Origin of the sequence: Pseudomonas congelans (assembly GCF_900103225.1) — a bacterium.
GTDB lineage: Bacteria > Pseudomonadota > Gammaproteobacteria > Pseudomonadales > Pseudomonadaceae > Aquipseudomonas > Aquipseudomonas congelans.
This window is the reverse complement of sequence record NZ_FNJH01000001.1, coordinates 656025-678805: the sequence shown is the minus strand read 5'-3', so window position 1 is coordinate 678805 and position 22781 is coordinate 656025. Positions and strand designations below refer to the sequence as shown.

Below are 22781 nucleotides of genomic sequence, written 5' to 3'. Positions count from 1 at the left end.
TCCACCTCAACAGGATGGCGCAATGACTACTGTCACCAGCAACACCCATGCAATCTCGATCAACCCTGCCACCGGCGAGCAGATCGGCCACTACGCTTTCGAATCTGCCGCTGCGCTGGATCACAGCCTGTCGCGAGCGGCTGCCGGTTTTGCAGGCTGGAAGCGCACACCGGTTCAGCAACGTGCGCAACTGATCGTCGCCATGGGTCAGGCCCTGCGCGATGACGTCGAAAACATCGCCCGCATGATCAGCCAGGAAATGGGCAAGCCCATTGCCCAGGCCAAAGGCGAAGTCGAGAAATGCGCGCAGTTGTGCGACTGGTACGCGGCGCAAGGCCCGGCGATGCTGGTGGCCGAAGCGACGCAGGTCGAGAATGACAAGGCGCGTATCGAGTACCGTCCGCTGGGCCCCGTTCTCGCGGTAATGCCGTGGAATTTCCCGATCTGGCAAGTGCTGCGCGGCGCGATTCCGACCCTGCTGGCTGGCAATACCTACGTGCTCAAGCACGCGCCCAACGTAATGGGTTGCGCTTACCTGATGCTCGACGCGTTCAAGCGTGCCGGCTTCCCGGAGGGTGTGTTCGAAGTCATCAACGTGACCCCGGAAGGCGTTTCAAACGCCATTGCCGACCCGCGCATCGCAGCGGTCACACTGACCGGCAGCGTGCGTGCCGGCGAGGCCATCGGCGCTCAGGCCGGCGCGGCACTGAAGAAGTGCGTGCTGGAACTGGGCGGCTCCGACCCGTTCATCGTGCTCAATGACGCAGATCTGGATCAGGCTGTGAAGGCAGCGGTGATTGGCCGCTTCCAGAACACCGGGCAGGTCTGTGCAGCGGCCAAGCGGCTGATCATCGAGCAAGGTGTGGTCGAGGAATTCACCCGCCGGTTCGTCGAGCAAACGCGTCAACTGGTGACGGGCGATCCCCTCTCCAGCGAAACCTACATTGGCCCCATGGCGCGCTTCGATCTGCGCGACGAGCTGGATACTCAAGTGCAGGACACGCTCGCCGAAGGCGCCACACTGCTGTTGGGCGGCAAAAAGGCGGAAGGCCAGGGCAATTATTATCAACCGACCGTGCTCGGTGACGTTACCGACCGGATGACCTCGTTCAGGCAGGAGCTGTTCGGGCCGGTTGCGTCGATCATCACCGCACGCGACGCGCAGCACGCCCTGGAGCTGGCGAATGACAGTGACTTCGGCCTGACCGCGACGATTTATACCCGCGACCTGCAACTGGCCGAGCGCATGACCGAGGAACTGGAAACCGGCGGTGTGTTCATCAACGGCTACAGCGCTTCAGACCCGCGCGTGACGTTCGGCGGCGTAAAGAAAAGCGGCTTTGGCCGTGAGTTGTCGCACTTCGGTGTACGCGAGTTCTGCAATGCGCAGACCGTGTGGCGGGATCGTCACTGAGGGTCCAGCAGGTAAACAGCCGTTGCAGGACTGACCAGCGCTGCGATCCGCATTGCTCACGAAGAGGCTGGTGCAGCCGCTGGATATCTGCTGATCAGTCAACCTGCCTTCGCGAGCACGCTCGCTCCCGCGGGAGCCATGTGTATGCAGTGAGTGAGCTTGCTCAGAAGAGATTGGTGCAGCCTCTGGGTATCTGCTGATCAGTCAGTCCGCCTTCGCGAGCAAGCTCGCTCCCACAAGAGCCATGTGTATGGGAGTGAGTGAGCTTGCTCAGAAGAGATTGGTGCAGCCGCTGGGTATTTGCTGGTCAGTCAGTCTGCCTTCGCGAGCAAGCTCGCTCCCACGTGAGCGGTGTGTGGGAGTGAGTGAGCTGGCATCCACGGGAGCCGGTGTGTATCGGGGAGTGGGAGTGAGCTTGCTCACGAAGAGGCCCGTACGGTCGGCGAAGATCGTCAGAGCCAGACATCGCGATTATTCGTCCCCCGTTTCCACCACCGCAGGCTCACCAATCGTGTAGAAATGCCCGCCTGCGACGTAATGCAGGCTGCGCCATTTCGGATCGGCTTTTTCAAATTCCCAGTGCCCGTCTTTGAACACACGGGTATCGGCCCAGGCGCCGACGACCTCGCCGATGAACAGGTCGTAGGTCTGCTGATTGTGCGGCTCGGGAATGACTTTGCAGATCAGCCACGCCGAGCAGCCTGCGACCAGCGGCGAGTCGTGACCGTCGATGCGGAACAGGTCCACGTTGGCCTTGTCCAGCTTGTCCGGGGTGAAGACCTTGCTCTGGGTGCCGACGTCGAAGGTCATCTGTAATTGATCCAGATTGGGCACCTGCAAGGCAAAGTAGCCGCTTTTCTCCACCAGCCCACGGGTCTTGGTCATCTTGTCGATCACCAGCGTCACCTTCGGTGGCGAGAAATCCAGCGCGCAGGCCCAGGCCGCAGCCATGACGTTATGCGTGCCCTCGTGGCTGGATGAGACCAGCACAGTCGGCCCGTGGTTGAGCAAACGGTAGGCTTTTTCCAGCTCGACAGGACGAATATGATTGTCCACTTGAAACCCTCGAAAACATGATTCGTGCCGCTACCGGCAAGGCAGCGAAATAAGGCATTGTGCGTACATCAGCAGAACTGCAGGGTGCGCCAAGCAAGCCGCGCGCGTCCTCTCCTTTCACCCACTCATAAGGTTTCGGATTGAGCAGGATAGACAGCCAGATACCCGAAGTGTTCGCCCTGGTCCTCGCAGCGGGCCGCAGCAGGCGCTTTGCCGGTGACAAACGGCAGGCGCTTCTGCCCTGCGGGCGGACCCTGCTGACGGCAAGCCTGGAAAACGCGCAAAGCGCATTCGGCAAAACGGCGGTGGTATTACGTCCTGATGACCAGGCGGATGCGCTGGGGATTGCCTCGAACGTCACGATCATCCGCAGCGAACACGCCGAACTGGGCATGGGCCATAGCCTGGCCAGCGCGGTTGCGGCAGTGATGGACTCCTCTGCCGATGCGGTCGCCATTGTCCTCGCGGACATGCCCTGGATACAGCCGCAGACCCTGCATGACCTGGCCGGAATGGCCGATCCTCAGCGCATCGCCCTGCCCATGCACGAGGGCCAGCGCGGCCACCCGGTGATCATCGGCCGACACTTCTGGCCAGCGCTGCTGAAGCTGGAAGGCGATCAGGGCGCGAAGGCCCTGATCATCGACAATCCCGAGGTGTGTGACGTACTGCATTGCGATGACCCTGGCATCCTGCGCGACGCAGACACCCCGTCAGCGCTGGCAGAAGCCTGCCGGCAACACCTCACACCTCGGCGCGACTGACACCATTGGCCACCCGCAGGATGTCAGCCATCACCGCAATGGCGATCTCGGAAGGTGTCTTGCTGCCCAGATTCAGGCCGATAGGCGCGTGGATCCGATCCAGTACCTGAGCGTCCAGCCCGCCAATCCGCCCCAGACGCTCCAGGCGTTTGCTGCTGGTGCGCATCGAGCCCATCGCGCCTATGTAGAATGCCTCGGTACGTACCGCCTCGAGCATGCTCAGATCGTCAAGCTTCGGATCGTGCGTCAGTGCCAGCACGGCCGTCGAGCTGTGGCAGCCGCCCTCGGCAATGAACACCGCAGGCAGCACGCCACGCACCTCGACACCCGGCATTGAAAACCCTGAAGTGACCTCGACACGAGGGTCACAGACGATGACCTCATAGCCCATCGCAACGGCAAAACTGGCACAAAACTCCGCCACCGGCGACAGTCCGGCAAGCAGTACGCGATACACCGCGCCCATGCGGATACTGATGCGTTCGCCATCGATCTGCACACGCGACTCGCCCATCGTCGCAGTCCCGATCTCTCTCTGCACACCACCCAGGTGCACCTGCCTGCTGACCAGCTCGCGACCGGCCAGCGCCTGCTCGATGGCCGCCAGATGCGCATCGGCTTCAGGCCCCGGCGCGATGAACTCAATCAACACATCCAGCACACCGCCGCACGGCAAGGCCCGCGTTGGCGCGAAGCCGCCGTCGCCGTAGCGAACCACCTGATTGACTGGCTCGAACTGCCCCGCAGCAACGCGCTCAAGAAAGTCCTCTTCCACGCAACCACCCGACAGAGAGCCGCGATGCTCACCGCTGCCCAGCGCCACCAGCATCGCTCCCGGCCCGCGCGGGGCCGAGCCGAATGTGGAAAGAACCGTGCACAGCCAGACGGGCTTGCCGCTGGCCAGCCAGTCACGTGCCTGTTGTACAACCTGCAAATCAAGCTGTTTCATGACTACAACCCTGCCATCAGTTTTTCCTTGCTGATCGGCAGGCTGCGCACGCGTTTGCCCGTCGCGTGATACACCGCATTGGCCACCGCAGCGGCCAGCCCGGTCACACCTATCTCGCCGATGCCTCGTGCGCCGAATTCACCCAGGTTGTAGTCCGGATAATCGAGCAGCAAGACGTCGATGTCCGGTTGATCGGCATGCACCGGCACCACGTACTCGGCATAGTTGTTATTGACCGGCATGCCGTTGCGCGGATCGTATTCACCGGCCTCGAACAAGGCCATGCCGATGCCCATCACAATCGCGCCTTCCACCTGATTGCGTGCCGCCAGCGGGTTGATCACTTTGCCCACGTCAATGGCGCTGACCACCCGAGAGACGCGCAGGCTGGAAATACCCGGGTCCCAGCGCACCTCGACAAAATGCACACCGAACGAGCGGAATGAGTACTTGCCCGATTCAGGCATGCCGCTCTGGAAGGTGCCCTCGGCACGCGACAGACGTTGACCGTTCAGCACATCGACGAAGCTCGCACGCTGCTCGCCCATGACCAGTTGACCGTTCTCGACCTTGATCGCTTCGGCGTCCTGTCCGGCGAACACTGCATCCTTGCTGACGGCGTACTGGCGCAGCTTCTGCAAAGCTTCGCGGGTGGCGCCGGCAATCGCCGGCATCACGCTGGCGGTGACCCAGGAGCCACCGGACACCGGGCCTGCCGGGAAGGAAGAGCTGCCCAGTTCCACTTCAACGCGCTCCATGGGAATGCCGGTCAACTGGCTGACGGTCTGCGCGACGATGGTGTAGGTGCCGGTGCCGATGTCCTGCAAGCCGCACTGAGCCAGCGCCGTGCCGTCGGAACGCAGAATCACCCGCGCATCGGTGGGCACCTGATAGGCTTCCCAGTTGCACGCGCCCATGCCGTAGCCGATGATTTCATCGCCTTCGCGCATCGAACCGACGTCGGCCTTGCGCGCGTGCCAGCCAAACCGCTCGGCTGCCTTGTCGATGGCTTCGGGCAAGTGATTGCTGGACCACGGCAAGCCTGCGCTCTGATCCTTGTCAGAGAGGTTCAACTTGCGGAATGCCAAAGGGTCCATGCCACTGGCCAAGGCCATTTCATCAATGGCCGACTCCAGTGCAAACAGGCCCGGTGCCGCACCCGGCGCACGCATGGAGGTCGGCGTGCCGCGGTTGATGGGGCTGATCTTGTGGCTGACCAGCACGTTATCGCAGGCATACAGACTCTTGGTCACGCCACCGCAGTTTTCGGTGTAGTCATCGAGCATCGACGTGTTGTTGAACGACTCGTGACGAATCGACACCAGCTTGCCGCTCGCATCGGTGGCCAGACGCAGGCGCTGGCGAGTTTCCGGACGATGACCCACGGTGGTGAACATCTGCGCACGCGGCAGCACCAGTTGCACCGGGCGCCCGGTGACTTTGGCAGCGGCGCAGGCTGCGACCGAATGCGGCCACGGCCACAGCTTGCCGCCAAAGCCCGAGCCAATGAAGGGCGCGCGCACTTCCACACGGTCGGGGGAAAGGTCAAAGACGTTGGCCAACAGGTTGCGGTGGTTGACCACGCCCTGGGTGCTTTCATAGACAAACAGCTTGCCGTCCTGCCACCACGCGGTACTGGCGTGCATTTCCATCGGGTTGTGCACTTCAACCGGTGTGGTGTAGGTCTGATCGACTTTCACTTTTGCGCCGTCGAAGGCGCTGTCCGGGTTGCCTCGATTGTGCCCTGCACCGCCATCGCGGGCGCCATTGACACGCATACCCTCGTCAAGGTCCTTGACCGCCGGACGCTCGTCGTAATCAACCGTCACGCGATAGGCCGCCGCCCTCGCCTGCTCGAAGCTCTCGGCCACCACCAGGGCCACGAACTGGCCTGGGTAGTAGACACGGTCATCCTCGAACGGCAGGCGATGCTCGTCTGCCTTGCTGGCCGAGAGCATCTTGGCAAAGCTCAGCTTGGTGTTCGGAGTACGGTGCAACGAGGGGAAGTTGTCATGATGAAAGATATCGACCACGCCAGGCATCGCCTTGGCCTGCTGATCCTTTATCGCCACTACACGCCCGTTGGCGATAGTGCTGTAGACGCCATAGGCGTAAAGCATCTTGCCCATCGGATGGTCTGCGGCATAGCGCGCCTGACCACTGACTTTCTTGCCGCCGTCGATACGACGCTGCGGCACACCAATGATGTTTTCGCTCATGAGATATTCCTAGGCCGTAAGGTCACGAAGGTTGCGGACGATGACCTGCTGACCCAGCGGGATCTTGAAGGCGTTGTGTTCATAAGCCCGCGAGCCCTTCATCGCCAGCGCTGCGACCTGCGCGAAGGTGTCGAGGTCGGCACGTTGACCGATCAGCGCACGTTCGGCTTCCAAGGCACGCCATGGCTTGGTGCCCACGCCGCCCAGCGCAATGCGCGCATCGGCAATGCGTTTGCCGTCCATCACCAGAATCACGGCACTGGACGCCAGAGCGAACTGGTAAGAAGTACGGTCGCGCAGCTTCAGGTAAGACGAGCGGCTGCCTGATAGCGGCGCGTCGAGGGTCACATGAGTAATGAGCTCATGGGGCGCCAGGGCATGTTCGCGCTCTGGCGTATCGCCGGGCAGCAAATGAAAGTCAGCGAACGGGATATCACGCGAGCCATTGGCGCCCTGGACAGTAACCTGCCCGCCGATGGCCGCCATGCCCACACACATGTCTGACGGATGCGTGGCAATGCAGTGATCGCTGGTGCCCAGCACCGCGTGCACACTGCGGTTCATCCCGCCGATGGCTGCACAACCGGAGCCCGGTTGGCGCTTGTTACAGGCTGAAATACCGTCACGGAAGTACGGGCAGCGCACACGCTGCATGAGATTGCCGGCGGTGGTCGCCTTGTTGCGCAATTGGGTCGAAGCACCGGCAAGAATCGCTTCGGACAGCACCGGGTAGCGCTGCTGCACCAGCGAGTGGCTGGCCAGGTCGGTATTGCTGACCAGCGCACCGATGCGCAGGCGCCCATCAGGCAGCGACTCGACCTGTTTCAACGCCAGATGATTGATGTCCACCAGCTGCTGCGGCTGCATCACGTCGAGCTTGACCAGATCCAGCAGCGTGGTGCCACCGGCGAGGTAGAAGCGTTGCCCGTCACCGGAGGCTGTGCTGAAAGCCTGCGCGGGCGAAGCGGCGCGAGCGTAATCGAAAGTTCGCATCAGGCGGCGCCTCCCATTTTCGAGCGCGCAGACTGCACGGCAGACAGAATGTTCTTGTAGGCACCGCAACGGCAGATATTGCCGCTCATGGCCTCCCTGACGCTGGCGTCGTCGGACGCAATGTTCGGGTCCTTGAGAATTGCGACCGCGCTCATGATCTGTCCTGAGGTGCAATAACCACACTGGTAGGCGTCGTGTTCCCAGAACGCTTCCTGCACCGGGTGCAGCTTGCCGCCCTCGGCCAGCCCTTCGATGGTGGTAATGCTGTCGCCCTGATGCTGAACGGCGATCGACAGACAGGAGTTGATCGCCAGGCCGTTGACCAACAGCGTGCAGGCGCCGCACTGACCATGATCGCAGCCCTTCTTGGTGCCCGTCAGTTGCAGGCGGTCACGCAGCACATCGAGCAGAACCGCATTGGCCGGCACGTTCAGGGTATGAACCTGGCCATTGACCTTCAACTGAATGCGCTGCTCACCCGCTGCAGGTGCGTCACTGTCTTCGACCACGGGGGCCGCAGGTGCCAGAGGCGCCGCCTGCAGCATGCCGTCGGAAGGTATCCAGGTAGACAGCGTGGCCGCTGCGATGCCGGACGCACCGAACTTCAGAAAGTTTCGGCGTGAGGGCTGCACGGCACTGCTGTCGACAGCAGTTTCCTTGTGCTTCTTGGGTTCGGTCATCAGGATCACTCGGTAATAGCCGTCGCTGCTGTAAAGCGACGGGCGTTATGGTGTAGTCAGCGGCGTGGGCGTACTCCTGCTCACTGACGTGCTGCCTGTATTTCAGGGGGGTGATCAAAGCCAAAACGCTATCACCCGTTATAAGTGTTTAACTGGTCTGCGCTTCTAAAGTTCCAACTGTTTGACGGACGCCTGTATCCGAACATTGCAACCACGGGCATGGCGGCCGTATACGGACCCTAACAGGAGGTCGGCGCGCTGATTAGTCAGGCAAATGCACACGTCGTTATGAGCATGGCTCATGAATGCACAAGAGCCGGATGAGCGTGCTATTCGGGGAGATGTCCGGATCGAGCGGCAGCCATATACGACAGGCGGCTAAAGACCCGGAGGAAAATGACGATACAGATAGGCAGTGGAAGGCCGTGAAGTGTCTAAATCAAGCCATTCGTGGCCAATTTGATGATGGCACCTCGCAACGGGGGTGCACATTATGCGAAAATACCGCGTCTTTGCCGGTATGCCACCGAGGGTGTGTCGCAGTACGCGTTGATAAAATTGCGCGTCAAGCGTGCCTCCATGCTCCGACGCGGCGTCTCAGACTCCGTGAACAGGCTGACCAGGTGTGTCTCGCAAGTAGCTCAGGGAGGAAGACTCTCGGGCATCGCAGCACACCAACAGAGCAAATGTCACTCATGACGCTGAATCCAATGATGATAAGAAGTCAGCGCAGCAGGACATAAATTGAGGTCTCGAGCGGTATTATATTGGCCTTGTATGTCCACCTCTAGTCCCCGTGGGTGCGAGTGTTTGTCGCAGGCTTCGCTGCATGTGACAGGCCGTTTCCCCAGGAGTAGTCGGCGGATGGCGTTTATCAGATGGATGACAGAATGTTTAAGAAAGTGAACACGGCCCTCCTGGGTCTGGCCATTTCCATGGGCCTGATGCCCGTGCAGGCGGCTGAAACCAAGAAAGTCGACGTACTCCTCGTCGGCGGCGGCATCATGAGTGCCACCCTCGCCGTCTGGCTCAACGAGCTGGAGCCGAGCTGGTCGATGGAAATGGTCGAGCGCCTCGACGGCGTCGCCGAAGAAAGCTCCAACGGCTGGAACAACGCCGGTACAGGTCACTCGGCGCTCGCCGAACTGAACTACACCCCTGAAGACAAGAACGGCAACGTCGACATCTCCAAGGCCATCGAGATCAACGAAGCGTTCCAGATCTCCCGTCAGTTCTGGTCCTGGCAGGTCAAGACCGGCGTTCTGAAAGACCCGCGTTCGTTCATCAACTCCACGCCGCACATGAGCTTCGTGTGGGGCGACAACAACATCCAGTTCCTGCGCAAGCGTTACGCAGCATTGCAAGCCAGCCCGCTGTTCAGCGGCATGCAGTACTCCGAGGACCACGAGCAGATCAAGAAGTGGGTCCCGCTGATGATGGAAGGTCGTGACCCGGCACAGAAGCTGGCCGTGACCTGGAGCCCGATCGGCACCGACGTCAACTTCGGCGAGATCACCCGTCAGTTCGTCTCCAACCTGAAAGCCAAGCAGAATTTCAATCTGCAGTTGTCGAGCGAAGTCGAAGGCATCAATCACAACGACGACGGCACCTGGCGCGTCAAGTACAAGAACCTGAAAGACGGTACCGTTACCGAGACAGACACCAAGTTCCTGTTCATCGGTGCCGGCGGTGCAGCTCTGCATCTGCTGCAGGAATCCGGTATTCCCGAAGCCAAGGAATACGGCGGCTTCCCGGTCGGCGGTTCGTGGCTTGTCACTGACAACCAGACCCTGGCCATGCAGCACATGGGCAAGGCCTACGGTATCGCGTCCACTGGCGCGCCACCCATGTCGGTTCCGCACCTGGACACCCGTGTTCTGGACGGCAAGCGCGTGATCCTGTTTGGCCCATTCGCGACCTTCTCGACCAAGTTCCTGAAAAACGGTTCCTACTTCGACCTGCTGACCAGCACCACCACGCATAACGTGTGGCCGATGACTCGCGTCGGTATCGAACAGTACCCGCTGATCGAATACCTCGCCGGTCAGGTGATGATGTCTGACGACGATCGCTTCGCTGCTCTGAAAGAATACTTCCCGAACGCCAAGAAAGAAGACTGGCGCCTGATGCAAGCCGGTCAGCGCGTACAGATCATCAAGCGCGACGAAGAGAAAGGCGGCGTTCTGAAGCTGGGTACCGAAATCGTTGCTTCCAAGGACGGCAGCATTGCCGGTCTGCTGGGTGCTTCGCCAGGTGCTTCGACTGCAGCGCCGATCATGCTGGGCGTGCTTGAGAAAGTCTTCAAGGACAAGGTAGCGACTCCGGAATGGCAGGCAAAACTGCACCAGATCGTGCCTAGCTACGGCACCAAGCTGAATAACAATCCGGACCGTGTTGCCGAGGAATGGGCTTACACATCCGAAGTCCTGCAGCTGACTCCGCCACCGCCGGTGAACAAGACAGGTAATGCTCCAACACCTGCACCTGCTGCCCAGCCAGCGAAAAGCAATCCAGCCAGTGACATGGCGCTCTAAGGCTTTCACAGCTTGAGCAAAGCCCCGCCAGACCCTGTCTGGCGGGGCTTTTTTTTGCAAGCCGTTGCACAAGCAAACCTTGCCGACATGAAAACACGTCGAACTCTTCGCTGCGTTCATTCCTCCAATCAGGACGACACACAGAGAGGAACTGCAATGAGCAAGCATACTGACAAGCCTTCCAGCTACACGCCTGAACAGTCCGCGCCAACGACAGACCAGTCCGGCAAGCCGGTTGATGTGGTGCGCAAGGACATTGCGCAGGAAACCCCAGAAACCGAAGGCGTGGACAAGGTCATCACCCCGACGTCCATCAAGGAAAAAGAGCAGGATGCCGAAACGCTTCGCGCTAAAAATCGTGAGCTCGAGCGCAAGTTGAACGGCCAGGGCTGATTGCCCAGCGGGTCCATAGCAACCCACCCTTGCCGATAATTCGCTGAAAACGGCAGGCAGGGCCTTAAAAGCCCATACCTGCCAACTGGCAGGCATTTCCCCTCATAGTCAGTTAAAACCACGCGTCCAACGGGCACCTGTTATGGTGACCCACTTCCTTCTATCTCTGGCTTGTATCAGCAGAGCGCGTCATCCAGGTCTCCACGCCGCACTTTCGCGGCAACCTCGCATTTTCTTGCGCTGTCCATCCGGGCCGCTGGCCGCCCAAATTTCCGTTGCGGCCGACAAAAAATCATCTGAATCGCGTTCAGCGTCGAACGACTGCGCTTCGTCCCAAGCAGCGGCTGGCTGTTCCCGGCTGAAACACCCTGTGGAGTTCACGCAATTGATCAAGGACATGCTGGATGCAACGCCTGACGCAGCGCTTGAAGCTGCGCTTGCCGAATGTGCCCGAGAGCCGATCCGTGTTCCTGGCGCGATTCAGCCGCATGGCGTATTGCTCAGCGTTGCAGGCGATCCCCTTTGCATTGAACAGGTCAGCGCCAATTGCGCGACAGAACTCGGAATGGCCGCTGACGAGTTGCTGGGCAAGCCTTTGTCATGGCTGCTGGCGTCCGAACAGTCGGCCCTCGTCGACCATGCGTACAGCCACCCCGCTGCCCCAAACCTGGACCCGATAAAACTGACGATCGGAACGGCCCACTACAGCGCCTCGCTGCAGCGTACCGACGACGTGCTGATTATCGAGCTGGAGCCTTTCGTGGAAACCGGTCATGGGCAGTCCAGAATCATTACCAGGGTGTTGCGCAACCTGCAGGCCGCCACCACGCTGGAAACGCTGTTCGATATCAGTGTGCACGAGATTCAGGCGCTTACCGGCTATGACCGGGTGATGATTTACCGGTTCGAGCCCGAGGGTCATGGCAAAGTCGTCGCCCAGGCGCTGACCGGGCCACTGCCCAGCTACAGCGGCTTGAACTTCCCCGGTTCGGACATTCCCGCCCAGGCGCGAGAGCTGTATCGGCTGAACTGGATCCGGGTGATTCCGGACGCTACCTACGTCCCCGTGCCCCTGATACCGACCCTGCGCCCGACGACAGGGGAACCGCTCGACCTGGGCTTCTCGACGCTGCGCAGTGTGTCTCCGGTGCATTGCGAATACCTCAAGAACATGGGCGTGCGCTCGTCGATGAGCATATCGCTGCTGGATGGCGGCGAGCTCTGGGGCCTGGTTGCCTGCGGTCACCCCGAACCGTTGTTGGTCTCCAGAGAGCTGCGCGATGCCTGCGCGATGATCGGTCAGTTACTGTCGGTGAAAATTTCTGCCATTGTCGCGACTAATATCCAGCGCGAGCGGGAAGAGAAAGTTGTCCTGCTCGGGCAACTGGCAGACGCCATGAGTCGTGCCAATCACGAAGTGCTCGACGGGCTGGTGAGCCGGCCCGAACTTCTCATGTCGCTGACCCTGGCAGACGGTGCGGCTGTGCTGATTGACGAACAGGTTCACCTGTTCGGCACCTGCCCTTCAATCGAACAAGTGCGTGAGCTGTACACCTGGATACGCGACACCGGCCTGGCGCATCAACGGACCAGACAGCGGGCGACGGGCTTGCAGGGGTTGGGGGTTTTCCACACCAACTCCATGCAGAGGGAGCTTGCCAACAGCGCCGCTTACAGAGACGTCGCGAGCGGCGTCATCGCGTTCACGCTGCCCAAGCCGATTGATAACGCAGTGATGTGGTTTCGTGCCCAACTCACCTCGACGATGAACTGGAGCGGCAACCCGACCCACCATGTCAGCACCAGCCTGGAGAGTTCCGCGAGCCATCGCCTGCACCCAAGGCAGTCTTTCGATATCTGGGAGCAGGAGGTTACCGGCATTGCCAGCCCGTGGTCGCGCGCAGATCTGTATGGCGCTGAAGACATTCGTCGTTCAGCTCTGGAGAGCGACCTGGAACGTCAGGTGCAGCGCGAACAGGAGGCGGTTCGTTTGCGTGATGAGCTGGTCGCCGTGGTCTCCCATGACCTGCGCAACCCGATGTCGATCATCATCATGCAGTGCGGCATGATGCAACGCTGGGCGGTGGGCGACACGCACTTTGAAAATCGCAATATCCGGCGTGCGCTGGGCACCATCGAGAAAGCCACGACCCGCATGAACAGCCTGCTGGAAGACCTGCTCGATACCGCTCAGATCGAAGCCGGCCGTTATCAGCTCTCGCGCCTGCCGCTGAGTGTCACCAGCCTGTTGGAAGAAGCCTGCAGCCTGCTGGTGATGCTGACCACCGAAAAGAACATCGAGCTCAACTGCACCGCCGCGCAAGGCCTGGTGATCAATGCGGACCCGGAGCGAATCTTTCAGGTGCTTTCCAACCTGGTCGGTAACGCCATCAAGTTCACCCCGAAAGGTGGCCGAATCAACATCGACGCGGTCGCCGATCAGAACGAAGTGCTGTTCAGGGTCAGTGATGACGGAATCGGCATCCCGGTCGAACACCTGCCTTTCATTTTCCAGCGCTACTGGTCCGTCAAAGAGGGCAACCCACGCGGCAACGGCCTTGGCTTGTATATATGCCAAGGCATCATCACTGCCCACGGCGGCCGTCTGTGGGCCGACAGCTCAGTAGATTCGGGAAGTGTATTTTCCTTCACCCTGCCCGTGCATCAGGGGCTGGACGGCGTTGGCGAAACGACATTTCTAAAGCAGAGCGGTACGACTCATCGGCTGGCGCAATCGATCTCCAGCAAGCTCGAACGCCAGCAACTGGAAGATCGTCTGACCCGCGCCGGTTTGCTGAACGAACTGAACCACCGGGTGAAAAACACCCTGGCGACCGTCCAGGCCATAGCTTCTCTCACCGTAAATAGCTCTGCGTCGCTGGGCTCCTTTCACAAGAGCTTCGATGCGCGCCTGTTTGCCCTGAGCCAGGCGCACGATGCACTGGCGCGTGCAGAATGGATTTCCACCGAACTGGTCGACCTGATAGAGCAGTTGCAGGAGGTAGACGCGGGGGTACACAGGATCAGTTTCGAAGGCGATCCGGTGACCCTGGAACCGCGTTTTTCACTGACACTTTCCATGGTGCTCCATGAGCTGATGGCCAATGCAGTGCAACACGGTGCACTTTCTTCTGCGGCAGGCCAGGTGACGGTGACCTCTACGCTGACGGCCGAACACACTCCCCCCACGCTGAAGATCGAATGGAGAGAAACAGGCGGCCCGCCAGTCGTCGCAACCACTGTGAAAGGCTTTGGCTTGCGCTTGATACGCCGCAGCATCGAGCGAGAACTCAAAGGCCAGGCCGACATGCAGTTCGCCCGTACTGGGATCATCTGGTCAATGCTGATCCCTTGGCCAGACAAAACGGAAAGTAGCTTATGAGTTCAGAATCAGACGATCAGACCTCGCTCCCCAAAGTGCTGTTGGTGGAAGACGAGACCATGCTCGCGATGTTGATGGAAATGATGCTCGAGGACTTGGGTTTCGCGACCGCCTACCACGCAAGCACGCTGAACGACGGCGTTGAATATGCGCGTCACGGCGAGTACGACCTGGCCATCCTGGATATCAACATTATCGGCGGCAACTCGTTCCCGATAGCCGCCGCCATTGCCGACCGCGGCATACCCTTCATGTTTTGTTCCGGGTACGGGCGGCTGGGGATCCCCGACACGTGGATTGACCGGCGCTGCGTCGCCAAGCCGTTTAGCGCCGAGCAACTGAACGAAGCATTGCATGAGCTGCTTCAGGTCTGAACATCACGGCCGTTGGCGACCGTCACCTGGCCCTAAGGTGAGCGACAATTGACTGCAGCGTTAGCGCATCCCGGACAGCGGCTCCGCTGGCCGTGTTGTCGAAGATGCACCAGGTGTCGATTCCCGCCGCCACAGCAGTCGACATCTGCCCAGCCAGACCGTCCAGACGCTCGACCGAATAGGCGCTGTGATAAATTTTCGGCGCACCGTGCAGGCGCCAATAGTGAGCCCCCTGCCAGCCACCGGGCAGGTGTCCTTCACTGATGACGCCAGGATCGGCAGCCACCTGCGCAATGCGATGCTCGATCAGCAGCGCCTGAGCCTGCCGCCAGGATTCATGGCGCGGTTCCAATACCACCCTCCCGGCGTACTGACTGCGTAATGCTCTGAAAAACTCGTCAGCTATTGGTGGTGCGTATTCCAGTGAGGGCGGAAGCTGGACCAACAGACAGCCCAACTTGTCACCCAGCGCAGTACATTGAGAAAGAAACGTGGTCAGCGCGACCTCGCATCCTCGCAGGCGGTGTTCGTGAGTGATGAGTTTCGGCACCTTGACCGAGAAGCGAAACCCGGCGGGCACCGACTGCGCCCAGCGTGCGTAGGTCTGAGCGCGGTGAGGGCGATAGAACGAGCTGTTGATCTCGACCGCGTTGAAGCGCGAGGCATAGCGCTGCAAGTGGCTGCCTTCGTCAGGGAAGTCGGGCCAGTGCTCACGCGCCAGGCTCCAGCCTGCACAGCCGATATAAAGCCCCGGCATCATCAATACAGCACCTTGCCGGCCTCACGCATGAAGATTTCAACGGTCTTGGGACCGACGCCGGCGAACTCGCAGAGTCGCTTCTCGAAGTGCGCCCGGTCCTCACTCACTTCGCGGATTCGGCCTATCTTGCCCGCGTAATCGTCATTGAGCTTGGCGCACAGCGCAGACAATCGATACGCCGTTGACTCGTCGTAGCGCACGTAATGGGCCTGCCCGAGCATGGCGACCAGCTCTCGGTGAGTGCAGTGAGCAAGCTTGCGCGGGGTGTCGCGCTGGTGTTTTTCGACGATAACGCGGTAGGCCTCGCAGGCTATGTCGGCCTGAATGCGCTTGCCCATCAGGAAGCTGGCGACAAACCACTTGAACAAGGCCTTTTCGAGGTCCTCGCTGAAACAGATATTCAACTCTGCAGCATCAATGGTTCGTTTCATGACGTCTGTTACACCTCGCTGCTGCAGCCACCGGACGCGCCGTTCGAGCACGGTCCTTGTGGTACAACCGACCGCTCCTCATCAGCAGGGGTTTTCAAATAACGTCGAACGGGCGACAGACGGTATTCGGCTTGACTGCCAAGTGAACAAAGTCGCTGCGGTGCTGGCTGCCGGTCAGGGCGCTCCGAACAGCATCGTCCAGTACACGCCGTAGTCAGCGTTGGTAGCTGTCGCATAAGCTGCGCCGACTTCGGTAAACATCGGGTTCATCAGGTTGGCGCAATGCCCCGGGCTGGCCAGCCAGCTCGCCATGGCCTTGCTGGCCGTGCTCTGCCCTGCGGCGATGTTTTCACCGATCTGCCGTCCGCCGTAACCGGCAGCACGCGCGCGATCCGCTGGCGAGTCATTATCAAAACCGCGGTGGGTAAAGTAATTCTCGCTGGCCATCGACTGGCTGTGCCCCTGCGCGGCAGTTTCCAGTGTGGTATTCCAGCTCAACGGCCGAGCCGACGGAAAAGGCCGCTTGCCACACAGGCGTGGCTCGGCACGCGCGGCATTGACCTGCGCCAGCAGCGCCTGTGCAGCCGAGCGCGCATCTTCAAGGCTCTCGTCGATCAACGGCTTGGCCAGCACCACGCGCCAGTCACCACCCTGCCGGGTGATGCCGATGTCAGCGTATTGCGGATCGAGCAACGCGCCGCAATAGCGGCTCCTGAGCATGTCGAAGGCTGCACCGGCGCTTTGCGCGCCGGCCAGTCGCAAGGTCCGCACAGTGACCGCCTGATAGCCGGATGCCTTGAGTGAATCACGTAAATTACCGCTGAAGCCGATCGGCAATGCCACGCTGGAATTGAGCGCCAAGGCTCTGGAGATGTTTGTGGTCCGCGCTTCGCAACGCTGCGGTTGGCCCCGGAAATCGTTGATCGCCTGGACCAGTTGTCGCTCTTCGGCAGCGCTGACAGAGCCCGCGTACAGGGGCAACAACGGGACCAGGTACAAGCAGATGCGCCAGGAACAACGGGGCAATGCGGGCATGAGAACGGACTCGAAGAGGAAAGGCGTGGCATGCATTTCAGGGTCGAGATAAGACCCGGAAAATCGCTTATGGTTCACGCTGCGCGCTTGAGGACGGCACCGCCATGCGCTTACAGCTTGCCAATCTCTCCAGTGGCCTCACCAATGCTGGCAAGCGTTACTTCCATATCATCGATAGCCTGTTCAAGTGCCACGAACGATTGTTGAATGGCCTCCCTGTCGTCCACTGTCTGATGGCCGCGCAGGCTGTCGGCACGCTCGAGTTCACTGAGCTGCAGATCACCCACTTGCTTGCGCAACGATTGCAAGGTTGCGCAGACTGACCTGAACTGCTGCTGGCTGCTATTACTCATGTTCGCCTCTTGGCTGATTCATCAAATGTCTCATTGAGACCCCTCCGCCACGCAATGCTCCATCTTTTTTGCGGACAGTGTTTATTGCAGCTTCAAGCCGCTAACAGCGCCGCTGGTCCAGGCCAGTCCCGATCGTTTTGAATTTACCTGCCGCGCGACGCTCTGCTGTTGATACCTGCACCTGTAGAGAAAGGAATCCTTGACCATGGCCACTGCCGAGACTTCATCGCTGCGCCGGGCCATCACGGCGCCCATGCTGACCCTGTTCATCCTTGGCGACGTGCTGGGGGCCGGCGTTTACGCGTTGGCAGGCACGATCGCCGGACGCGTCGGCGGAGCCATCTGGGCGCCCTTGCTGATCGCCCTGTGCTTTGCATTGCTGACCGCGGCGTCCTACGCCGAACTGGTGACCAAATACCCGCGTGCAGGCGGTGCCGCGGTGTACGCCGAAAAAGCCTTCGGCAAACCGCTGCTATCGTTTCTGGTTGGCTTTTCCATGGTTGCGGCAGGCGTTACCAGCGCCGCCGGGCTGGCCGTGGCGTTTGCCGGCGTTTACTTCCAGGCGCTGCTCGACTGGCCTGCGCAGTGGGTCTGTGTGGCATTTCTGGTCATCGTCGGCCTGCTCAATGCACGCGGTATCAAGGAATCGCTTTCAGCCAATCTGGTCATGACGGTCATCGAGCTGAGCGGCCTGCTGATGGTGATCGCAGCGGCAGTATGGTTCGTCAGCCAGGGGCAAGGCGTGCCACAACGGGTGTTCGAACTGGATACCGCCTCACCTGCTACAGCGATCCTCGGCGCATCGCTGCTGGCCTTCTATTCGTTCGTGGGCTTTGAAACTTCGGCCAATCTTGCCGAAGAGATCAAGGATGTGCGCAGGGTCTATCCACGAGCCCTGTTCGGCGCGCTGCTGGCTGCCGGCGCGGTCTACATGCTGGTCGGCGTGGGGGCAGCGATGGTCTTGCCCGTCGAGCAGTTGAAGGATTCGCAAGCGCCACTGATGGACGTGGTCAGTGCCTCGGGCCTCGGCATACCTGCGCCCTGGTTTGCGGTCATTGCATTGATTGCTGTCGCCAACGGCGCGCTGCTGACCATGATCATGGCCAGCCGCCTGACCTTCGGCATGGCTCGCGAAGGCCTGTTACCTGCGGTGATGGGGTCGGTTCTGCCCAAGCGCCGCACGCCGGGGCTGGCGATTCTGGCGACCACGCTGGTAGCCATTGCCCTGTCCTTCACCAGCACCCTGACCATCCTCGCCGAGACCGTCGTGCTGTTGCTGCTCTTTGTGTTTCTCAGCGTGAACGTCGCCGTGCTGGTACTCAAGCGCGACAAGGTCGAAGCCGGGCACTTTCAGGTCCACTGGGTCATTCCGCTGCTGGGCATTCTTTCGTGCCTGTTGCTGCTCACCCAGCAAGGTCCGGAAACCTGGCTGCGGGCAGGCATCATGCTGGCGGTCGGTGCTGCGCTTTACGGACTGACCCGGCTGGGCAGCTCGGCGCTCGCTTCGCATTCCCGCTGAAACGCGACAGGCACGAATCAAGAGCGCATGCAGGAGAGGTTTGCTATTTCAACTACCACAGTAGTGACACTTTTGGCGGTTGATGAAGCGTAACAAGGGACTGAATCCGGTATGAAACCGCGGCGCTGATTCATTAGAACCAGCGCCCTGTTCAAGTCAGCGACGCTTCATCCGGTCAATGATCACCGCCAGCAGCAAGATCGTGCCGCGAATCACGTACTGGTAGAAGGTGTCGATGTTCTTGAGGTTCATCGCATTCTCGATGATCGCCAGAATCAGTACACCGGCGATCACATGACGGATCATGCCGATACCGCCACTCAGCGAAACACCACCCAACACGCAGGCAGAAATGATCGTCAGCTCGAAGCCCTGCCCGATCATCGGCTGTCCCGAGGTCATGCGTGAGGCCAGCACCACACCCGCCAGCGCACCGACCAGGCCGTGGACGGCGAAAATGATTATCTTGGTGCGGTCTACGTGTACACCCGCCAGCAGCGCGGCTTCCTGATTGCCGCCGATGGCCATGGTGTTGCGCCCGTAAGTGGTGTAATTGAGCAACCAGCCGAAAAATATGAAGCAGGCAATGGTGATCAAAATCGGTACCGGCACGCCGTATACCTGGCCGTTGCCAAAGATGAAGAAATCCTCGTTGGAAACGCCGACGGCCTTGCCGTTGGAGAAAATGTACGCCAGGCCGCGCACGATCTGCATCGTTGCCAGGGTGGTGATCAGGGCGTTGATGCGCAGCTTGGCGATCACGATGCCGTTGATCAGGCCTACTACCAGGCCGAGTGCCAGGGCTGCCGAGACACCCAGAAACACACTGTCGGTGTCGCGGATGACGATACTGGCGATAACCCCGGAACAGGCCAGCACCGAACCGACCGAAAGGTCGAAGTGCCCGGACGCCAGGCAGAAGAGCATGGTGCAGGCAGCGATACCTACAGTGGAAATCGCCAGGCCCAGGCCGCGCATATTCAAAGGCGACATGAAGTTATCGATGAACACGGCACACAGCAGGAAGATCCCCACGGCAGCCAGGAGCATCACCCAGTCATCGGCAAAACGACGCAGGTTCATGCCCTGACGGGGAGCCTGCAGGCTGGATTCGGTAGACATACGCACCTCTTTTTTATTGTTCATGGTCAGGGACCGATTGTCAGCCGCGCGTGCGAGGCAGAGCCAATTGCAGGAGTCGCGACTCGTCAGCCTCGTCGCGATTGAGTTCGCCGGTGATGGCGCCTTCGCTCATCACCAGAATACGGTCAGAAATGCCCATCACTTCCATCAGATCGCTGGAGACCACGATCACCGCAATACCGTCCGCGGCCAGGTTGTGAATGATCTCGTAAATCTCGGACTTGGCCCCGACGTCGATCCCGCGAGTCGGCTCGTCCAGCAGCAGGACTTTCATGGGCATCGACAACCAGCGACCGAGGATCGCCTTCTGTTGATTGCCGCCGGAGAGGTACATGATCTGCTGCTCGGGCGACGGCGTCTTGACGTTCATCGACTTGATCTGGCTGCGCGCGTTGTCACGCTCCCAGCGGCCCTGAATCAGGCAGCCAAGGTTCACGTGCCGGGGGCGCGCACCGATGTTGATGTTCTCCGCAACGCTGGACAGCGGCACGATGCCTTCCTTCTTGCGGTCCTCGGGGCAAAGCAGAATTCCGGCTTCGATGGCATCACGCGGTGACTTTAGTGTCAGCGGTTTGCCGTCCAGTTGCAGGGTGCCTGCAGAGCTGCGGGTAAGCCCCGAGAGCAACCGGAACAGCTCGGTACGCCCGGCGCCGACCAGGCCGAAGAAGCCCAGCACTTCGCCCTTCTGCACGGCAAAGGTGACCGGCTCATGCAAGCCGGGCCCCAGCAGGCCGGTCACGCGCAGGCTTGGCCCCTGATGCTGGCGCGGACGGTAGTTGTAGATGTTCTGGATATCGCGACCGACCATGCAGGTCACCAGTCGGTCATGGTCGAGATCGGCCATTTGCTCGAACGTTTTGACAAAGCGCCCGTCCTTGAACACCGTCACCGCATCGCAGACACGGAAGATTTCTTCCATGCGATGCGACACGTAAAGAATCACTCGGCCCTCGTCGCGCAGGCGTACGATGATTGCCATCAGTCGGTCGATCTCACGCGCCGACAGGCTACTGGTGGGCTCGTCGAAGGCAATGACATGGGCATTGCGCGACATGGCCTTGGCGATTTCGACCAATTGCCGCTGGCCCAGCGAAAGGTCGCCCAGGCGTGTACGCGGGTCAATCTCGTCAGCGAGGCCCTTGAGCAGTTCGCCGGCACGACGGTACATCGCACCGCGATTGATCAGACCGAAACGATTAAGCATGTGCCCGAGCAGCAGGTTCTCGGCAACGGTCATTTCCGGCACCAGATGCAATTCCTGGTGAATCACCGCCACACCCGCCGCAATGCTCTCGGCGGTGGACTTGAACTGATAGCTCTGCTCGCCGATCTGCAAGGTGCCGCTACTGGGCTGATAAGAGCCGCCGAGAACCTTCAGCAGCGTGGATTTACCGGCACCGTTTTCACCCATCAATGCGTGGACGCTGCCAGGACGCGCTTCGAAACTGATATCCGAAAGCGCCTTGACGCCGGGGAAGACCTTGCCGATGCCGTTGAAGCGCAAGGCACCGCCTGTGGCGTGTTGCTCGATAGCCTGTTGCATGAACCAATCTCCTCGCACGTGTGAGGGGCCTGAACATCAGGCCCCTCGTTCAGCTCACTTCCACAGACCGATTTTGGTCAGCACTTCCTGGAAGTTTTCGCGAGTGATCAATGTCACATCATCCATAGCGGTGTACTTGGGCGGCTCGACCCCCTTGGTGACCCAATTGAACACGTATTCGGCCGTGCGGTAGCCTTCCTTGTCAGGGCTAGGCAGCATCGAACCAAAGAAGCCGCTTTCTTTTTTCTTCAATTCATCGATGGCATCGGTGCCATTGATCCCGATCCCTATCACGTTTGTGGCAGCGAAGCCGGCGCCCGAAGTGGCACGTACGCCGCCCAGTACGGTGTTGTCGTTCATGCCACCGATGATGAGGTTCTTGGCTTCGCGTGGCAGCTTCGGCAGCGCCGAGTTGGTAGCGTCCATGCCTCCAGGAACATCAAGTGTCTTTTGCGGAGAAAACAGAATGTGGTCGGCTGGCAAGCCTGCTTTTTTCAACGCATCCACCGAGCCGTCAGTGCGTTTCTTGCCGGTATCGAGTTCGCTGTAGGTGTTGATGATCGCGTAGGTGTTTTTCCAGTCGCCCTCATCCCACTTGCGATTCTTCGCTTCAGTGGCCATGGCGGCGCCCTGTTTCTGGCCAACCTCGAAAGCCGCCATGCCGAGATACGGCACATCCTCCATCGGTTTCCCCTTCGCATCGACGAAGCGGTCGTCCACGGCCATGACCTTCATGCCATTAGCCTTGGCCTTGGCGACGATGGCAGGGCCCAGCGAAACGTCAGGTGGGCAGATCACGAAACCTTTGACGCCGTTGGCAGCCAGGTTGTCGATCGCGGACAGGGTCTTCTCACCGTCGGGAACGGCAATCTTGATGACGGTGAAGCCAAGCTCTTTCCCGGCTTTTTCGGCGAATTGCCACTCGGTCTGGAACCAGGGTTCTTCAGCCTGCTTGACCAGAAAGCCGATTTTGACTTCTTCAGCAGCGGATGTGATGCCACTCATGCCCAGAATGGCAGTAGTGACGGCGGCACAGCACAGGGAACGAATCCCGTGACGACTCAACATAGCTAACTCCTTATTTTTATTGAATAGCTACAGCGACCAGCGAGGTGGCGATTGCAAACGCCGAAGCGTCCAGAACCGATCAAATAGTCATACCATATAACGAGTGACCGCTATGTAACCTAATGTCACCCTTGCCTCAAGCATCATGCTGGCGTCGCAAAAAAGACGCCG

19 protein-coding genes are annotated in these 22781 nt (G+C 60.1%); 7 read left to right on the top strand and 12 right to left on the bottom strand.

All coding sequences use genetic code 11. The features are described from left to right. Nucleotides 1-22 precede the first annotated feature (22 nt). Entirely contained in the window at nucleotides 23-1414 is a 1392-nt protein-coding gene (locus BLR20_RS02955) for an aldehyde dehydrogenase family protein (RefSeq protein WP_054992871.1), read from the top strand. A 471-nt stretch (nucleotides 1415-1885) separates the two neighbouring features. Here the strand turns inward: BLR20_RS02955 and BLR20_RS02950 are convergent, their stop codons facing one another. Then, the gene (locus BLR20_RS02950; RefSeq protein WP_003410134.1) at nucleotides 1886-2470 is read right to left on the bottom strand and encodes a flavin reductase family protein; all 585 of its coding nucleotides are present in this window, start codon (nucleotides 2468-2470) and stop codon (nucleotides 1886-1888) included. 140 nt (nucleotides 2471-2610) lie between these two features. Between BLR20_RS02950 and BLR20_RS02945 the strand changes: the two genes are divergently transcribed. Then, entirely contained in the window at nucleotides 2611-3234 is a 624-nt protein-coding gene (locus BLR20_RS02945) for a nucleotidyltransferase family protein (RefSeq protein WP_054992872.1), read from the top strand. On the opposite strand, the gene BLR20_RS02940 is transcribed toward BLR20_RS02945, so the two are convergent. Genes BLR20_RS02940 through BLR20_RS02925 form a run of 4 tightly spaced genes read right to left on the bottom strand, consistent with a single transcriptional unit; the run spans nucleotide 3215 to nucleotide 8075 of the window. After that, entirely contained in the window at nucleotides 3215-4183 is a 969-nt protein-coding gene (locus tag BLR20_RS02940) for an XdhC family protein (protein WP_010429938.1), read from the bottom strand. The two genes, BLR20_RS02945 and BLR20_RS02940, sit on opposite strands and share 20 nt — an antisense overlap. Nucleotides 4184-4185: 2 nt before the next feature. Further along, the gene (locus BLR20_RS02935) at nucleotides 4186-6402 is read right to left on the bottom strand and encodes a xanthine dehydrogenase family protein molybdopterin-binding subunit (RefSeq protein ID WP_054992873.1); all 2217 of its coding nucleotides are present in this window, start codon (nucleotides 6400-6402) and stop codon (nucleotides 4186-4188) included. A 9-nt stretch (nucleotides 6403-6411) separates the two neighbouring features. Next, on the bottom strand, nucleotides 6412-7395 hold the full coding sequence (locus tag BLR20_RS02930) for an FAD binding domain-containing protein (RefSeq protein ID WP_032613940.1): 984 nt from the start codon (nucleotides 7393-7395) through the stop codon (nucleotides 6412-6414). Continuing rightward, nucleotides 7395-8075, bottom strand: coding sequence for a (2Fe-2S)-binding protein (locus BLR20_RS02925; RefSeq protein WP_054992874.1), 681 nt, complete (start codon nucleotides 8073-8075; stop codon nucleotides 7395-7397). Before BLR20_RS02925 ends, BLR20_RS02930 begins: the two co-directional genes overlap by 1 nt. Before the next feature lie 890 nt (nucleotides 8076-8965). On the opposite strand from BLR20_RS02925, the gene mqo reads away from it, so the two are divergent. The 4 genes from mqo to BLR20_RS02905 all read left to right on the top strand — a co-directional run bounded on the left by mqo (nucleotide 8966) and on the right by BLR20_RS02905 (nucleotide 14758). Continuing rightward, nucleotides 8966-10609, top strand: coding sequence for a malate dehydrogenase (quinone) (gene mqo / locus BLR20_RS02920; protein WP_054992917.1), 1644 nt, complete (start codon nucleotides 8966-8968; stop codon nucleotides 10607-10609). Between the two features lie 156 nt (nucleotides 10610-10765). Then, the gene (locus BLR20_RS02915; protein WP_032613938.1) at nucleotides 10766-11002 is read left to right on the top strand and encodes a hypothetical protein; all 237 of its coding nucleotides are present in this window, start codon (nucleotides 10766-10768) and stop codon (nucleotides 11000-11002) included. A gap of 397 nt (nucleotides 11003-11399) precedes the next feature. Continuing rightward, the gene (locus tag BLR20_RS02910; RefSeq protein WP_054992918.1) at nucleotides 11400-14384 is read left to right on the top strand and encodes an ATP-binding protein; all 2985 of its coding nucleotides are present in this window, start codon (nucleotides 11400-11402) and stop codon (nucleotides 14382-14384) included. Beyond that, a complete protein-coding gene (locus BLR20_RS02905) occupies nucleotides 14381-14758 on the top strand; it encodes a response regulator (RefSeq protein WP_010429923.1) in 378 nt (125 codons plus the stop codon). Before BLR20_RS02910 ends, BLR20_RS02905 begins: the two co-directional genes overlap by 4 nt. Nucleotides 14759-14780: 22 nt before the next feature. On the opposite strand, the gene BLR20_RS02900 is transcribed toward BLR20_RS02905, so the two are convergent. The 4 genes from BLR20_RS02900 to BLR20_RS02885 form a co-directional block, all read right to left on the bottom strand. Beyond that, nucleotides 14781-15518: a DUF72 domain-containing protein gene (locus tag BLR20_RS02900; protein WP_054992875.1), complete on the bottom strand. Its 738-nt coding sequence runs from the start codon at nucleotides 15516-15518 to the stop codon at nucleotides 14781-14783. Next, nucleotides 15518-15949, bottom strand: coding sequence for a DNA methylase (locus BLR20_RS02895; protein WP_010429916.1), 432 nt, complete (start codon nucleotides 15947-15949; stop codon nucleotides 15518-15520). Before BLR20_RS02895 ends, BLR20_RS02900 begins: the two co-directional genes overlap by 1 nt. A 174-nt stretch (nucleotides 15950-16123) precedes the next feature. Continuing rightward, the gene (locus BLR20_RS02890; protein WP_054992919.1) at nucleotides 16124-16984 is read right to left on the bottom strand and encodes a CAP domain-containing protein; all 861 of its coding nucleotides are present in this window, start codon (nucleotides 16982-16984) and stop codon (nucleotides 16124-16126) included. 110 nt (nucleotides 16985-17094) lie between these two features. Continuing rightward, nucleotides 17095-17337, bottom strand: a complete 243-nt coding sequence (locus BLR20_RS02885) for a hypothetical protein (RefSeq protein ID WP_054992876.1) — start codon at nucleotides 17335-17337, stop codon at nucleotides 17095-17097. Nucleotides 17338-17542: 205 nt separating this feature from the next. Here BLR20_RS02885 and BLR20_RS02880 point away from each other — a divergent pair, with 205 nt between their 5' ends. After that, nucleotides 17543-18856 carry an APC family permease gene (locus BLR20_RS02880; protein WP_054992877.1) on the top strand — a complete coding sequence of 438 codons (1314 nt, stop codon included), beginning with the start codon at nucleotides 17543-17545 and terminating at the stop codon, nucleotides 18854-18856. A 156-nt stretch (nucleotides 18857-19012) separates the two neighbouring features. Here the strand turns inward: BLR20_RS02880 and araH are convergent, their stop codons facing one another. From araH to BLR20_RS02865, 3 genes are read right to left on the bottom strand one after another with little or no spacing between them, the layout of a single operon-like run. Further along, nucleotides 19013-19978, bottom strand: coding sequence for an L-arabinose ABC transporter permease AraH (araH, locus tag BLR20_RS02875; protein ID WP_003405587.1), 966 nt, complete (start codon nucleotides 19976-19978; stop codon nucleotides 19013-19015). Between the two features lie 40 nt (nucleotides 19979-20018). Then, nucleotides 20019-21542, bottom strand: coding sequence for an L-arabinose ABC transporter ATP-binding protein AraG (gene araG, locus BLR20_RS02870; protein ID WP_054992878.1), 1524 nt, complete (start codon nucleotides 21540-21542; stop codon nucleotides 20019-20021). Between the two features lie 54 nt (nucleotides 21543-21596). Continuing rightward, the gene (locus BLR20_RS02865) at nucleotides 21597-22610 is read right to left on the bottom strand and encodes a substrate-binding domain-containing protein (protein ID WP_032613931.1); all 1014 of its coding nucleotides are present in this window, start codon (nucleotides 22608-22610) and stop codon (nucleotides 21597-21599) included. Nucleotides 22611-22781 lie beyond the last annotated feature (171 nt).

Excerpts from the sequence above, each read along its gene's own strand:
- BLR20_RS02925 (WP_054992874.1), bottom strand. The coding sequence starts at position 8,075 with ATGACCGAACCCAAGAAGCACAAGGAAACTGCTGTCGACAGCAGTGCC.
- BLR20_RS02955 (WP_054992871.1), top strand. The coding sequence starts at position 23 with ATGACTACTGTCACCAGCAACACCCATGCAATCTCGATCAACCCTGCC.
- BLR20_RS02915 (WP_032613938.1), top strand. The coding sequence starts at position 10,766 with ATGAGCAAGCATACTGACAAGCCTTCCAGCTACACGCCTGAACAGTCC.
- BLR20_RS02905 (WP_010429923.1), top strand. The coding sequence starts at position 14,381 with ATGAGTTCAGAATCAGACGATCAGACCTCGCTCCCCAAAGTGCTGTTG.
- BLR20_RS02865 (WP_032613931.1), bottom strand. The coding sequence starts at position 22,610 with ATGTTGAGTCGTCACGGGATTCGTTCCCTGTGCTGTGCCGCCGTCACT.
- araG (WP_054992878.1), bottom strand. The coding sequence starts at position 21,542 with ATGCAACAGGCTATCGAGCAACACGCCACAGGCGGTGCCTTGCGCTTC.
- BLR20_RS02930 (WP_032613940.1), bottom strand. The coding sequence starts at position 7,395 with ATGCGAACTTTCGATTACGCTCGCGCCGCTTCGCCCGCGCAGGCTTTC.
- BLR20_RS02890 (WP_054992919.1), bottom strand. The coding sequence starts at position 16,984 with ATGCCCGCATTGCCCCGTTGTTCCTGGCGCATCTGCTTGTACCTGGTC.
- araH (WP_003405587.1), bottom strand. The coding sequence starts at position 19,978 with ATGTCTACCGAATCCAGCCTGCAGGCTCCCCGTCAGGGCATGAACCTG.
- BLR20_RS02910 (WP_054992918.1), top strand. The coding sequence starts at position 11,400 with ATGCTGGATGCAACGCCTGACGCAGCGCTTGAAGCTGCGCTTGCCGAA.
- mqo (WP_054992917.1), top strand. The coding sequence starts at position 8,966 with ATGTTTAAGAAAGTGAACACGGCCCTCCTGGGTCTGGCCATTTCCATG.
- BLR20_RS02895 (WP_010429916.1), bottom strand. The coding sequence starts at position 15,949 with ATGAAACGAACCATTGATGCTGCAGAGTTGAATATCTGTTTCAGCGAG.
- BLR20_RS02880 (WP_054992877.1), top strand. The coding sequence starts at position 17,543 with ATGGCCACTGCCGAGACTTCATCGCTGCGCCGGGCCATCACGGCGCCC.
- BLR20_RS02885 (WP_054992876.1), bottom strand. The coding sequence starts at position 17,337 with ATGAGTAATAGCAGCCAGCAGCAGTTCAGGTCAGTCTGCGCAACCTTG.
- BLR20_RS02900 (WP_054992875.1), bottom strand. The coding sequence starts at position 15,518 with ATGATGCCGGGGCTTTATATCGGCTGTGCAGGCTGGAGCCTGGCGCGT.
- BLR20_RS02940 (WP_010429938.1), bottom strand. The coding sequence starts at position 4,183 with ATGAAACAGCTTGATTTGCAGGTTGTACAACAGGCACGTGACTGGCTG.
- BLR20_RS02935 (WP_054992873.1), bottom strand. The coding sequence starts at position 6,402 with ATGAGCGAAAACATCATTGGTGTGCCGCAGCGTCGTATCGACGGCGGC.